11 protein-coding genes are annotated in these 13,810 nt (G+C 63.5%); all 11 read right to left on the bottom strand.

The features are described 5' to 3' along the window. Nucleotides 1–8 precede the first annotated feature (8 nt). A complete protein-coding gene (locus tag EN874_RS14375; protein ID WP_127425320.1) occupies nucleotides 9–854 on the bottom strand; it encodes an EamA family transporter in 846 nt (281 codons plus the stop codon). A 7-nt stretch (nucleotides 855–861) separates the two neighbouring features. Then, the gene (locus EN874_RS14370) at nucleotides 862–1,779 is read right to left on the bottom strand and encodes an endonuclease/exonuclease/phosphatase family protein (RefSeq protein WP_127425319.1); all 918 of its coding nucleotides are present in this window, start codon (nucleotides 1,777–1,779) and stop codon (nucleotides 862–864) included. A gap of 213 nt (nucleotides 1,780–1,992) precedes the next feature. Then, a complete protein-coding gene (locus EN874_RS14365) occupies nucleotides 1,993–3,546 on the bottom strand; it encodes a sodium:proton antiporter (protein ID WP_127425318.1) in 1,554 nt (517 codons plus the stop codon). 273 nt (nucleotides 3,547–3,819) lie between these two features. Then, nucleotides 3,820–4,884: an ABC transporter ATP-binding protein gene (locus EN874_RS14360; protein ID WP_127425317.1), complete on the bottom strand. Its 1,065-nt coding sequence runs from the start codon at nucleotides 4,882–4,884 to the stop codon at nucleotides 3,820–3,822. Nucleotides 4,885–4,895: 11 nt separating this feature from the next. Next, nucleotides 4,896–5,687, bottom strand: coding sequence for an ABC transporter permease (locus EN874_RS14355; protein ID WP_127425316.1), 792 nt, complete (start codon nucleotides 5,685–5,687; stop codon nucleotides 4,896–4,898). Next, a complete protein-coding gene (locus EN874_RS14350; RefSeq protein ID WP_126087753.1) occupies nucleotides 5,684–6,598 on the bottom strand; it encodes an ABC transporter permease subunit in 915 nt (304 codons plus the stop codon). Before EN874_RS14350 ends, EN874_RS14355 begins: the two co-directional genes overlap by 4 nt. A 61-nt stretch (nucleotides 6,599–6,659) precedes the next feature. Continuing rightward, nucleotides 6,660–7,766 carry an ABC transporter substrate-binding protein gene (locus EN874_RS14345; protein WP_127425315.1) on the bottom strand — a complete coding sequence of 369 codons (1,107 nt, stop codon included), beginning with the start codon at nucleotides 7,764–7,766 and terminating at the stop codon, nucleotides 6,660–6,662. 246 nt (nucleotides 7,767–8,012) lie between these two features. Then, complete coding sequence (locus tag EN874_RS14340; RefSeq protein WP_127425314.1) at nucleotides 8,013–9,185, bottom strand: iron-containing alcohol dehydrogenase; 1,173 nt, start codon at nucleotides 9,183–9,185, stop codon at nucleotides 8,013–8,015. Between the two features lie 17 nt (nucleotides 9,186–9,202). Then, nucleotides 9,203–10,591, bottom strand: coding sequence for an aldehyde dehydrogenase family protein (locus EN874_RS14335; protein WP_127425313.1), 1,389 nt, complete (start codon nucleotides 10,589–10,591; stop codon nucleotides 9,203–9,205). Between the two features lie 187 nt (nucleotides 10,592–10,778). After that, a complete protein-coding gene (locus EN874_RS14330; protein WP_126087749.1) occupies nucleotides 10,779–12,149 on the bottom strand; it encodes a glutamine synthetase family protein in 1,371 nt (456 codons plus the stop codon). Nucleotides 12,150–12,228: 79 nt separating this feature from the next. Beyond that, nucleotides 12,229–13,791: an amino acid permease gene (locus EN874_RS14325; RefSeq protein ID WP_127425312.1), complete on the bottom strand. Its 1,563-nt coding sequence runs from the start codon at nucleotides 13,789–13,791 to the stop codon at nucleotides 12,229–12,231. Nucleotides 13,792–13,810 lie beyond the last annotated feature (19 nt).

Here is a 13,810-nt window from a genome sequence, read left to right as displayed (position 1 = left end):
GGCGAGAATTACCCCAAGCGCAATGCGACCACGCCGGCGACAATGCCGAGCGCGGCCGTGGCGCGCCAAGCGGTCATCTTCTCGCCCAGCGCCAGCACCGAGATCAGCATGGCGAACAGGATCGAGGTCTCGCGCAGCGACGCGACCGACGCGATCGGCGCCTTGGTCATCGCCCACATCACGATCCAGTAGGCGGCGCCGCTGAGCACGCCGGTGAACAGCCCTGCCTTCCAGTCGCGCGCCAGCACGGGCAGCGACTGTGGTCCGCGAAAGGCGATGCACAGCACCAGCGCCCACGTGGCGTCGCAGACGAACAGCCAGGCGGCATAACTGGTTGCGGTGGCGGCCAGCCGCGCGCCGCTGCCGTCGGAGAGCGTGTAGCTGGCGATGAAGATCGAGGTGCCGAGGGCAAAGCCGACCGCGCGAAGATTGAACCGTTCGAGATGCACGCCGCCGCGAAATGACATGACCAGCGTGCCGGCCGACAAAAGCACGATGCCGAAGATGGCGAGCGGCGGCGGCATCTCTCCAACCAGAACGATACCGCCGAGCGCCGACAGCAGCGGCGCCGTGCCGCGCGCCAGCGGGTAGGTCTGGGCGAAATCGCCGGCCCTGTAGGCGCCGATCAGGAACGTACGATAGCCCATGTGAAAGAAGACCGACGCGAGGATGAACGGCCAGACCTCGGCCTTCGGCACCTCGACGAAAGGCAGCACCAGCAGCGCCGCGAACCCCATGCCTAACGTCATCAGCGTGATCGACAGGAAGCGGTCGAGATGCACCTTGACCAGCGCGTTCCAGATCGCATGCATGGCAGCCGCCGAGAGCACCGCGAGGAAGACGAGGAGCGTCATGTCGGCCTCACCTGCCGGCCAGGCCTGAAGCGATAGCAGGCGTTTCCAGGTCGATATCGACCCTCAACGGGAAATGGTCGGAAGCCACCGCGCCGATGTCGGCGCTCACCGAACGCACCCGTCCGGCCAGCATGCCGCCGACGAAGCAGTGATCGAGCCGTCGTTTCGCCAACCTGCCCTCGATGATCTTTTCATGCGTATGGAAATCCGGCCCGGGCTCGCTGGCGACGGCCGCGGCATCGACGAATCCGTCGATATAGGCGGCGCCCCGATGGTAAGGCGCGCTGCCCACAATGCGCCGGTATTCGGCGCTGCCCGGCTCCATGTTGAAATCGCCGAGCCAGATCGCCGCCAAAGGGCTTTCGGGCTCCGGCTCGCCGTTGCTCCAGTTGCGCTGTGGCTCGTCGTCGGCGCCACTCCAGGGGCCGCCGTCGGACGACGCGCGGCGATGCTCGGCAAGCAGATAGTCGATCTGCTCCAGCCGCTCCTCGGCCGCGACATGGGCGAGATGCAGCGAGAAGACCCGCACCGGCCCCGCCGGCGTGCGGATCATGCACTCGAGCGCCGCGTTGCGCGTGTTGAGCGGCCTCAGCGTGCGCCGCAGCGGCAGCGTGTGCAGCCGCGACCAGGCGATCGGCAGCTTCGAAAGCACCATGGTGCCGAACTGCCGCCGGCGATTGGCGACCCGGCCGTCGCGCTTTTCGCTGGCGTCCATATCGAAGGCCGGACCATAGACCCAGTAATAATCAGGCAGCAGCCGCGACAGCATCTCCGGCTGGTCGTCGCCATTGCTGCGCTGCCAGTGCCGCTCGACTTCCTGCAGGGCGATGACGTCGGCGCCATCGACAAGGCGCGCCGCGCGCGCCACGTCATAGCGGCCGTCGCTGCCGAACCCGTACTGGATGTTGTAGCTGACCAGCTTCATCGATTAACCGGCTCAATTCCGGTGACGGCAGTAGCGCCTCACCGTTGGCGATGCAATGGACCGTGGCGGCACGCAGAATGGTCCAGTCGATGACCGCCGGGCCGGCGCATTTCTAGAGCAATTCCTGGAAAAGTGTGTAACGGTTTTCCGTCCGGATTGCGTAAAAACAAATACTTAGAGCGGTTCGGCGATTCTATGAATCGCTGAAACGCTCTAATAAGTGGTAAGTGGCTGGAAGCGCCCCGCCGGCGACGCCGCCAGCTCGGCCCAGTCGATCTCTTCTTCCAGCCGGTGATAGGCCTCGTCGCCGATCGTGCCGTTGCGGCGCAACTCCTCGAGCAGGTCGCGCTGGCGGTTGATGGCATAGAGACGCAGCCGGTCGTATTCGGTCGCCGCCTGCGCGTCCTCCGGGTTTTCCGCTACCAGGCGCTGCGCCTCGTACTGCTCGCGCACCACCGCCGCCGCGGCCGACGTCTTGCGGCTCAGCACATCGAGCGCGGCTTGCATGATGGCGACGCGTGCCTGCGCCACTTCGCGGTCGATCGTCGTATCCCGATCGAAGTTGAGCCGGCGCAGCAAGGGCTTCAGGCTCATGCCCTGTAGCACCAGCGTGCCGAGCACGACGGCGAAGGCGGCGAGCACGATCGGATCACGGCCGGGGAAGCCGGCAGGCAGGGCAACGGCCGCGACCAGCGTTACCAGCCCGCGCATGCCGCACCAGCCGACGAGCACGGCGCCGCGAAACGTCGGCGCGTCCCGCCTTTGCTCTTCGCTGTCGAAGCGGGCGACCCGCAGCATCATCGCGACATAACCCAGCACCCACACCAGGCGCGCCACGATGACGGCGGCCAGCACCGCCGCGGCGAAGAGGAAGGCATCGCCCTGCCCATCGCCGGAGAGCCGGCCGACGATCGACCGCGCCTGCAGGCCCATCAGCACGAAAGCCAGAACGTTGAGCACGAACACCGCCGACTCCCAGACCGAATAGGTGCTGACGCGGCGTCTCGCCGACATGCGGCGCGGCCCCGTGCGCGCGATGGTGATGGCATAGACGACGATGGTGATGATGGCCGAAAGGCCGATCCTGTCGGCGATGATCCAGACGGCAAAGGTTCCGGCAAACTGCACGACGGTGCTGCTTGCCGCATCCTCGATGCGGATGAGCGCGAGCAGCGAGATGCGGCCGAACATATAGCCGGCGGCAACGCTGCCGACCGTGGACAGCAGGATTACCGGCACTGCGTCGCTCAACATCACCGAGCCGATCGCGGCCGAAACCGCGATCCGGTAGATCAGCAGCGCCGTGGCGTCGTTGAGCAGGCTCTCGCCCTGCAGGATGGCGGTGAGGCGGTGCGGCACCTTGAACTGGCCGAGCACGGCGCTCGCCGCAACCGCGTCCGGGGGCGCGACGATGGCGCCGAGCGCGATCGCCGCCGCGATCGGCAGGCCCGCCATCTTCCAGCCGACGAAGGCAACGACCACCGTGGTGAAGACGACGGCGCCGAGCGCCAACAGCACCAGCGACAGCCGGTAGCGCTTCAGGTCGCGCAGCGAAGTGTCATAGGCGGCATCGAGAAGAACCGGCGCAATGAACAGCGCCAGCGCCAGTTCCGGATCGATTTCGATGGTCGGCGCGCCAGGCAGGAAGGCGATCCCTGCCCCGGCAAGCGCGAGCAGTGACGGATAGGGGACCTCCAGCCACCGCGACACCGCCGTCAGCGCGACGGCGGTGAGAAGGAGGATAAGGGTGAGCTCGAAAAGCGCCATGGCTCATCGTAGCGGCGAAGCGCGAAGGTTGGCAGTACCCCCGAGGCAGGATGCTGTTGATTGTCCAACGCATCGATATCAGCTGGCCACGCATATCGCACCGGCTTGAGGAGCTTCAGTCCAGTTGGCGCAGGCTGTGTTGAGATTCAGATCAGGCCGAGCCGAAAACGGCGGTTTCCGAGAACCGGAGCGGAGCGTACTTGAAGTACGTGAGCACCGGAAGCGTAGGAAGCCGCCGTTTGCAGGCCGGCCTCACCTGAATATCGACATAGCCTAGTGCAGCACCAGCATATCACCCGACGAGAAGGAGATATCCGCCTTCTGGCCGACGACCGGCGGCGGCGTCGTGGAATTGTTGAAGGTGTCCAACGACACGGTGTTGCCGCCGATGCCGACGCGCACGCGAATGACCGAGCCGAGGAAATGCACTTCGGCGATTTCGCCAGACAGGCTGGTGTCATGACCGGGCTGCCGCGCCAGCGAGATCGCTTCGGGGCGCAGCGCCAGGGACAGCATGTCGCCGGCCTTCGAGCCGTTGAGCTTGCCCTTGAGCGAGACTTCCTGCGCGTTGACCTGCACCTTGCCCGAGGCGGCGTCGGTGACCTTGCCCTCCAGCACGTTGAGCGTGCCGACGAAATTGGCGACGAACTTCGTCGCCGGCCGGTTGTAGATCTCGAAGGGCGTGCCGACCTGCTCGGCCTTGCCGCCATACATCACCGCGATGCGGTCGGAGATCGACAGCGCCTCTTCCTGGTCGTGCGTGACGAAGATGGTGGTGATGTCGAGCTTCTTCTGGATCGAGCGGATTTCCTCGCGCAGCGATACGCGCACCTTGGCGTCCAGCGCCGACAGCGGCTCGTCGAGCAAGAGCAGCTTCGGCTTCGGCGCGATCGCGCGCGCCAGCGCGATGCGCTGCTGCTGGCCGCCCGAGAGCTGGTAGGGATAGCGGTCTGCCATCTGCGGCAGCTTGATGATGTCGAGCATCTCGGCGATGCGCTTGTCGGCATCGGCTTTGGGCATGCCTGCCACCTTCAGTCCGAAGCCGATGTTCTGCGCCACCGTCAGGTTCGGAAACAGCGCGTAGGCCTGGAAGACCATGCCGACATTGCGCTGGTTGGGCTTCAGCCTGGTGATGTCCTTGCCGCTGACGACGATCTTGCCGGCCGACGGCTCCTCGAAACCGGCGACCATGCGCAGCACCGTCGTCTTGCCGCAGCCGGACGGGCCGAGGAAAGAGACGAACTCTCCCGGCTCGACGTCGAGATTGAAATCCTGCACCACGGTGGTGGCGCCGAAGGACTTTCGCACATGCTGAATGGAGAGGAACGGCTCGGCCATGGCTTTGACTTTCAGTTCGGGCGGTTCGCCGATTTCGGCGCGAAACGCGACAGGATCTGGATCAGCGACATGCAGCCCCAGGTGATGGCAAAGGCGATGATGGCAAGCGCCGCCGGCTCATAGGCGCGGTTGGCGCCGATATTCTGCAGGTACGGCCCGAACGCTGGCCGGTTGAGCAGGCTGGCCATCGTGAACTCGCCGATGACGATCGCGAAGGTGAGAAAGGCGCCCGACAGAACCGCGATCAGCACATTGGGAAGGATGACCCGGGTGATGATCGTGGACCAGCCCGCGCCGAGGATCTGTGCCGCTTCGGTCAGCGTGCGCACATCGATGGTGCGCAGGCCCGTATCCACTGCCCTGTACATATAGGGCAGCGCCAATGTCGCGTAGCCGATGACCAGCAGGGCGTTGGTCGCGGTGTCATTCGCCAGGAAGGGCAGCGGCGAGTTCGAGCCATACATGCGGATATAGCCGAAGACGATGACGATGGCCGGAATGACCAGCGGCAACAGCGTGACGAATTCCACGATGGGCCTGAGCTGCGGCAGGCGCAGCCGGATCCAGTAGGCGGCCGGCACCACGACCAGCACGCCGAGGATGATGGTGAAGATGGCGGCGATCACCGAATACATGAAGGTCGCCTGGAAGCGCGCGTCGCCCAACACGATTTGGTAGGCGTCGAAGGAATAGGCGCCGCGCCGCATGCGCATGGAGAATTCCACCGTCGCGATCAGCGGGATGAAGAAATAGGCCGCGCCAAGGGTGAAGACGACCCAAGCCCAGAAGCGTCCGGTCTTCATTTCAGCCACCTCTCGGATCGGGTCCGAAACCAGATGTAGAAGACATTGGCGAGGCCGGTGATGACGATCATGCCGAAGGCGATCGCATAGCCGAGATGCGCATTGTGCAGCACGTCGCCGCGGATCTGCGCATAGAGCAGGATCGGCACGATGTTGAGCGAGGAGCCGGTCAGCGCATAGGCGGTGGCAATCGCCCCGAAGGCGTTGGCGAACAGCAGGATAACGGTGCCTAGGAAGCTCGGCCAGATCACCGGAATGACGACCATGCGCCAGTATTGCGCCGTGGTGGCGCCAAGTGTCGCGGCGGCCTCGCCCCATTCCTTCTTCAGGCCGTCGATCGCCGGCACGATGATCACCACCATCAATGGGATCTGGAAATAGACATAGGTCAGCGTCAGGCCCCAGAACGAAAGGATGTTGAAGCCATGCGCGTAGATGTTGAGGCCAAACAGGGTGTTCAGGATCACCGTCGCGAGACCGAGTCGGCCAAGCGTGGCGAGGAAGGCAAAGGCCAGAGGGACGCCGGCGAAATTGGAGGCTACCCCGGAAAAGGTCAGTGTCGCCGACCGTATCCAGTTGGGTAGGCCGCCGCGCACGATGGCGATCGCGATTGCCAGGCCGGCAAATGCGCCGATAAGCGCCGAAGCCAGGCTGACCTTGATCGAGATCCAGTAGGCGGCAACGATATTTGGCTCTGACAGGGCGATGAGATTTTCCAGCGTGAACTCACCAGCCTCGTTCTGGAACGCGCCCAGCATCAGGTAGAGCGTGGGCAGGATGAGGAACATGACGGCGAAGATGAAGAAGGGCGCAACGCCGATCCATTGCGTAGGCAGCCGCAACGCGCGCGCTTCGCTGGGCGGCGCGGTCTTTCCCGCAATTGTCTGGTCGGAAAGCGAGAGATCGGTCATGCGCCGGCTACCGTCTGTGAGAAGAGCCGGGCGGCCAGAGCCGCCCGGTCGTATCATTCTGCTACTTCACGTTGGCGCCGACAGTGGCGTCCCAATTCTTGGTGATCGCCTCCTTGGCCTTGCCCTGCTCATCGAGGGTCGGGAACACGGCCGATGCATAGGCTTCTGCCGGCGGCAGCTTGGCCATCACGTCGGCCGGGAGCTTGCCGTTCTTGGCGAGGTCGTTGAAGCGGATCGGATGGCAGTAACCCTTCAGCCAGCCGATCTGACCCTCGTCGGAGTAAAGATACTCGAGCCAGAGCTTGGCGGCATTCGGATGCGGCGCATAAGCGCTGATCGCCTGCACATAGACGCCAGCGACGACGCCGGTCTTCGGCACGACGACGTCGACCGGCGGGTTGCCCTTCAGCGTGTCGCGGCCAGCAAGCGCGTTGTAGTCCCAGGTGACCAGGATCGGGGTCTGGCCTTGGGCAAGCGTCGCCGGCTTGCCGATGACCGGAACGAAATTGCCGGCGGCGTTGAGCTTCTTGAAGAAATCGAGACCTGCCGTGCCCGCTGCTTCACCAGCAGCAGCACCGCCGGCCAGGCCGGCCGCGTAGACCGCTTGGATCGCCTGGTTCGAGGCGCGCGGATCACCGGCAAGTGCGACGGTGTTGGCGTAATCCGACTTCAGCAGGTCGGCCCAGTCAGCCGGAGCTTGCTTCACAAGATCCTTGTTCACCAGGAAGGACAGCACGCCGTAATAGTCGCCGGTCCAAAAGCCATCGGCATCCTTGGCGCTGTCCGGGATCGAATCCCAGGTCGATACTTTGTAAGCCTGGATCAGGCCGTCTTTCTTGGCGGTCGGGCCGAAGGAGAGACCGACGTCGATGACGTCGGGCGCCTGCGGGCCCTTGTTGTCCTTGTTGGCCTTGATCGCCTCGACCTCGTCGCCGGAACCGGCATCGGGGTTGAGCTCGTTGACGGTGATATCTGGATACTTAGCCTTGAAAGCGTCGATCACTGCCCCGTAGCCGCACCAGTCATGCGGAAGCGCGATGACAGTCAGCTGGCCTTCAGCCTTCGCGGCCTTGACGAGATCGTCCATCGAATCCGCGGACGAAATCATCGTCGACGCGAAGAGCGCCGCGGCCGAGAGGGAAAGCACCTTCCCCGTGAACTTGAACATGTGTTCTCTCCGTTGAACTGGCGCTGTTGGGCGCCTGCGATGCGGGTACCGTTTTCGTGTGACAGCCAGATGAAGGCTTTTTGAAACCCGAGCCCCGCGGCACAAAAAGTTAACTCTTTTTAACGGGCTGTCGCAATTAGCCCGCACTTAATTTTCCGGCTAATGGTTAGTTGCCTTGCCTTTTGCCCCCTCTCCTTTTTCCTTAGATATCGTCTTGTTCAACTTTTCGGCATCCGAAGCCGGCTCTCATACGGACCCTGCGATCGCGTTTTCGAGCAGCGTCAGCGCAGCCTTCTTGGTGAGCTTGACCGGGTTGCCGCCCGCGGTCGGGTCGACCACCGCCATGTCGGCGATCAGGCCCTTGCGCTTCTTGTCCATGTCGAGGCCCTTGATCAGGCCTGGCAGAGCATGCGGCACCTTGAGTTCCTTGCGCAGCTTGACGATCGCCTTGGCGAAACCGTCGAAGCCGCCCTTGATGCCGCAATAGGCGGCGAGCCGGGCGATACGCTCATCGATCGCCTCGCGGTTGAAGGCGAGCACATAGGGCATGAACACCGCGTTGGTCATGCCGTGATGGGTGTCGTAGAGCGCGCCGATCGGGTGCGACAGCGAGTGGATGGCCCCCAGTCCCTTCTGGAAGGCGGCGGCGCCCATGGCGGCGGCGCTCATCATATGCGCGCGGGCGACCAGATCCTTGCCGTTGGCGAAGGCCTTGGGCAGGTTCTCGAACACCAGCCGGATCCCTTCCACCGCGATGCCGTCGGCCATCGGATGATAGCCCGGCGCGCAATAGGCCTCGAGGCAGTGGGCTAAAGCGTCCATGCCGGTGCCGGCGGTGATGAAGGCAGGCATGCCGACCGAGAGTTCCGGGTCGGCGATGACGATCGCGGGCAGGAGCTTCGGGTGGAAGATGACCTTCTTGGTGTGGGTTTCCTCGTTGGTGATGACGCCTGCGCGCCCCACTTCCGAGCCGGTGCCGGCGGTGGTCGGCACCGCGATGATCGGCGCGATCGCATCCGAATTGGCGCGCGTCCACCAGTCGCCGATATCCTCGAAATCCCACACCGGCCGCGTCTGCCCGGCCTGGAAAGCGATCAGCTTGCCGAGGTCGAGCGCCGAGCCGCCGCCGAAGGCGATGACGCCGTCATGCTTGCCCTTCTTGAAAACCGCGATACCGGCGGTGAGGTTGGAGTCCACCGGGTTTGGCTTCACCTCGGAGAACACGCCATAGGGCACCTTGGCCTCATCGAGGATCTTCAGCGTCGAGGCGACGACCGGCAGCTTCGCCAGGCCCGGATCGGTGACGAAGAGCGGCCGCTTGATGCCGGTCGCCGCCAGCACGTCCGGCAATTCCTTGATGCGCCCGGCGCCGAAGCGGACGGTGGTGGGGTAGTTCCATTTGGAGATGAGCTTGGACATTTTCCGTCTTTCGAGAATCAGATGGCTTCGCGCAGGTGGTAGGATTTCGGCCGGGTCAGGTTGTCGTAGCCTATTGCCGACAGTGCGGCGCCCTTGCCGGTGTCCTTGACGCCGGTCCAGACCAGCGCCGGATCGAGATAATCGCAGCGGTTCATGAACACGGTGCCGGTTTCGACGCGGTCGCCGATCGCCATCGCGCGCTCGGTGTCGCGCGTCCAGATCGAGGCCGTCAGCCCATAGGGGCTGTCGTTCATCAGCGCGATCGCCTCCTCGTCGTTGCGCACCTTCACGATGCCGACGATCGGCCCGAAACTTTCCTCGCGCATGACACTCATCTGGTGGTCGACGTCGGTCAGCACTTCCGGCGCCAGATAGGGCGAGCCCGCTCTGTCGTTCTCGACCTTCATGTTGACATGCGCCTTGGCGCCCTTGCGCAGCGCCTCGGCCTTCTGCTCGCGGATCAGGTCGGCGAAGCGCGCCTGCGCCATCGGCCCCATGGTGGTCGCCTCCTCCAGCGGATTGCCGACGACATAGTTCTTGGTCTCGGCGACAAAGCCTTCGACGAACTCGTCATAGACCTTCTCGTGCACATAGACGCGCTCGATGCCGCAGCAGCATTGGCCGGAATTAAAGAAGGCGCCGTCGACGAGGTTGGCGACAGCATGGTCCATCTTGGCGTCGGGCAAAACATAGGCCGGGTCCTTGCCGCCGAGCTCGAGCCCGAGCGTCATGAAAGTGCCTGCCGCCGCCTTCTCGATGGCGCGGCCGCCGGCGACCGAACCGGTGAAGTTGACATGGTCGATCTTGCCGGAGCCGAGCAGTTTCTCGGTCTGGGCGTGGTTCATGACCAGGTTCTGGAACAGGTCCTTGGGCAGGCCCGCCTTGTCGAAGGCTTGGCTGAAACGTTCGCCGACCAGCAGCGTCTGCGCCGCATGCTTGAGGATGACGGCACTTCCAGCCATCAGCGCCGGCACGATGGTGTTGACCGCTGTGAGATAGGGATAGTTCCACGGTGCGATCACAAGGACGACGCCGAGCGGCACCTTCTTCACGTAGCGGCGAAAACCGTCCTTCGGATTGGAGGCCATGACCGGCTTCAGCGCCTGTTCGGCGATCTCGACCATGTAATTAGTGCGTTCCTTGACGCCGCCGAACTCGCCGCCATAGCGCACCGGACGGCCCATCTGCCAGGCGATCTCCGGCACGATCTCGTCGGTCATCGCAACCAGAGCCTCGAGCATTGCCAGCATATATTTGCCGCGCTCGACGACCGGCGTCTCGGCCCACTTTTCCTGCGCGGCTTTGGCGCGCTCCACCGCTGCGTTGATCGCCTGGTCGGTCGCGACCGGCCGCTCGGCATAGATCGAGCCGTCGATGGGGGATTTCAGTTTGACCGTTTCGGTCATTTCTTCCTCGCAGTTTTACAATAATCGAAAATCAGATGGCGTGGCGCCGCCCCTCATGCGCCTGCCGGCACCTTCTCCCCGCATAAGTGACAGGGAGAAGGGAGAGGCTCGGCACCGGCACCCCCCTCTCTCCCGTTCTTCACGGGGAGAGGGGAGTGAGGGGGCGGCGCACCGTTGCCAAAGTACCCTAGTACCGCTCGAACCCCCGGTGCAGTTCCCAATCCGTAATCCGGCGGTCGTATTCGAACTGCTCCCAGCGGGCGGTGTGGACGTAGTGTTCGACCACGTCTTCGCCGAAAGCCTGCTTCAGCATTGTGGAGTTCACCAGCGTCTCGGCGGCATCGCGCAGGGTCTTCGGGATTTCCGGTAGTTGCGACGCCTGATAGGCGTCGCCGACGAAGGGCTTCTGCAGTTCCAGCTTCTCATCGATGCCGGCAAGGCCGGCGGCGATCAATGCCGCGAAAGCGAGATAGGGATTGAGGTCGGCGCCGCCGATGCGGCACTCCATGCGGATGCCCTTGGTGCCTTCGCCGCAGAGCCGGAAGCCGGCGGTGCGATTGTCCTCGCTCCACATGATCTTGGTCGGCGCGAAGGTCCCGGCCTGGAAGCGCTTGTATGAGTTGATATAGGGCGCCAGGAACCAGGTGAACTCCTTGGCGTATTTGAGCTGTCCCGCCGCCCATTGCTGGCCGAGCGTCGACAGCGTCCACTCCGCATTTTTGTCGAAGAACAGCGGCGTTTTGCCGTCGGCGCTCCACAGCGAATTGTGGATGTGGCTGGAATTGCCGGCGAGCCCGTAATTGTACTTGGCCATGAAGGAGATGGCCTTGCCTTCGGAATCGGCGATCTCCTTGGCGCCGTTCTTCAGGATGACGTGGCGGTCGGCCATCTCGAGCGCCTCGGCATAGCGCACATTGATTTCTTCCTGGCCGGGTCCCCACTCGCCCTTGGAATTCTCGATCGGGATGCCCGCTGCCTCCATCTCGTTGCGAAGTCGGCGCATGACGCCTTCTTCCTTGGTGGTGATGCCGATCTGGTAGTCGCCGATATAGGGCGAGGCCGAGTCGAGGCCCAGCCAGTGCTTCTTGCGGGCGGAATCGTAAGTCTCGTTGAACAGGTAGAATTCGAGCTCGGAGGCGAAGTAGCCGATATAGCCGCGCTCACTCAGCCGCTTGACCTGCTTCTTCAGGATCGCGCGCGGCGAATGCGCCAGGTCCTCATGATCGTGATGATCGAGCACGTCGCAAATGACCAGCGCCGTCTTCTCGAGCCAGGGAATCCGTCGCAGCGTCGAAAGGTCGGGCTTCATGACGAAGTCGCCATAGCCCTTCGACCAGCTCGCCGCCTTGTAGCCGGGCACCGGCTCCATATCGATGTCGCAGGCCAGCAGATAGTTGCAGCCATGCGTCTCACCATGCGCGGAATCGACGAAATACTGGGCCAGGAAGCGCTTTCCGGCGAGCCGGCCCTGCATGTCGACGATGCAGGCCAGCACGGTGTCGATCTCGCCCTTCGAGACCGCTTCCTTCAACTGATCGAACGAGAAATTCCCGGCCATTCCTTTGGCGCTCCAGTGGTCGATTGAACGAGAGGAACCATGGCCGGCGCGGGGGCCGGCCATGGCCATGAACGAGGTGTCAGTTGCCGGTCTCGCCAACCGCAACTTCGGCTGCCTTGATCGCCGCCTGGCGCTTGGCGATCTCGTCGCCGATCGGCGGACCCTGGAAGCGACGGTTCTCGAAGCCGTACCAGAGCACAGCGGTCAGCACGAGGAAGCCGACGGTGATGTAGAGCACCTTGTCGTTCGGCGGCTGGACGGCGATGTAGAAGATGATTGCCATGCCGACGACCGACAGCACGCAAAACAGCTTGAACAGCCCGGCGCCGAGATTCCAAGGACCAGGATTCGGCCATTTGGCGGTTCCGAAAGTCAGCATGCCGAGCACAATCGGGATCGTGAAAGACAGGAACAGGAACACCAGCGTCGAGTTGACGACGATGGTGTAGATGTTGGTGCCGCCGATCGAGATGAACTGGGCAAGGAACACATAGATGATCTCGAGGATCGAGGCCGTCCAGATCGCATGGACCGGCGTGCGCCAGGCCGGGCTGACCTTGGCCAGCGATGCCGATCCGACGGGCATGCCGCCGTCGCGCGAGAAGGCGAAAAGCATGCGCGACGCCGAGGTCACGGTGGCAAGGCCGCAGAGGAACTGCGAGATCAGGATGGCAAAATAGAGCAGTTCCTTGAGCCAGACCGGCAGGATCGTGTCCATCGTCGAGAAGAAGACGCTCCAGCCCTGCTTGGCGCCGGCCGCCAGATCAGGGATCGCCAGCGTGATAGCGCAGACCATCGCCCAGCCGATCAGCGACGACCACAGCACCGACGAAATGATTGCTCTCGGAACGGAATGCGCGGCCTTCAGCGTTTCCTCCGAGGTATGCGCCGACGCGTCATATCCGGTGATGGTGTAGACCGGCAGCAGCAGGCAGAGCAGGAACAGATAGGTCAAGGAATCCGACTGCGGGAAAACCCCGCCGCCAGCGTCACCGGAATAATTGGTGAACGTCCAAAGCCTGGTGACGTCGATTGCCGGGGCAAACACCAGGCAGGCGACGATAAGCACCGCCGTTGCGCCAAGGATCAGGAAGCCGGAAGCGTCGGTCAGCATGGCGGTCAGCTTGATGCCGAAGTGATTGCAGATCGCCTGGATCACAGTGATGAGGGCGACAAATCCAACTATCTCGCCTGGGGTGCCGGACATGCCGAACCAGCTTCCGAACGTACCGACGAAGAAGAAGGCGGTGCCGATGTTGATGGCGCCCAACACGGTGATCAGGCCAAGCAGGTTGAGCCAGGCGGTCAGCCAGCCGGTGAAGCGGTTTCCGAGGATCGACGACCAGTGGTAGAGGCCGCCCGCTGTCGGAAACGCCGAAGCGATCTGCGCCATGGCGAGAGCGAAAAATCCGGATACGGCGCAGCCGACGATCCAGCCGATGCCGGCGCCGGCGCCGCCGATCGACGAGATGGCCTGGGCGAAGGAATTGATGCCGCCCGACAGGATGCAGATGATCGAGAATGAGATCGCGAAGTTCGAGAAGCGGCTCATGCTTCGCGACAGTTCCTGGGCATAGCCCATTCCGTGGAGAACCTTCAGGTCCTCGTGCTTGTCGACTTCTGTGTAGTCTTGCGCTGACATTATTGGTCCCCTTTAGTTC

Origin of the sequence: Mesorhizobium sp. M1D.F.Ca.ET.231.01.1.1 (assembly GCF_003999155.2) — a bacterium.
Lineage (GTDB): Bacteria > Pseudomonadota > Alphaproteobacteria > Rhizobiales > Rhizobiaceae > Mesorhizobium.
Note: the sequence above shows the minus strand (reverse complement) of the source record. Positions and strands in the feature narration are given on the sequence as shown.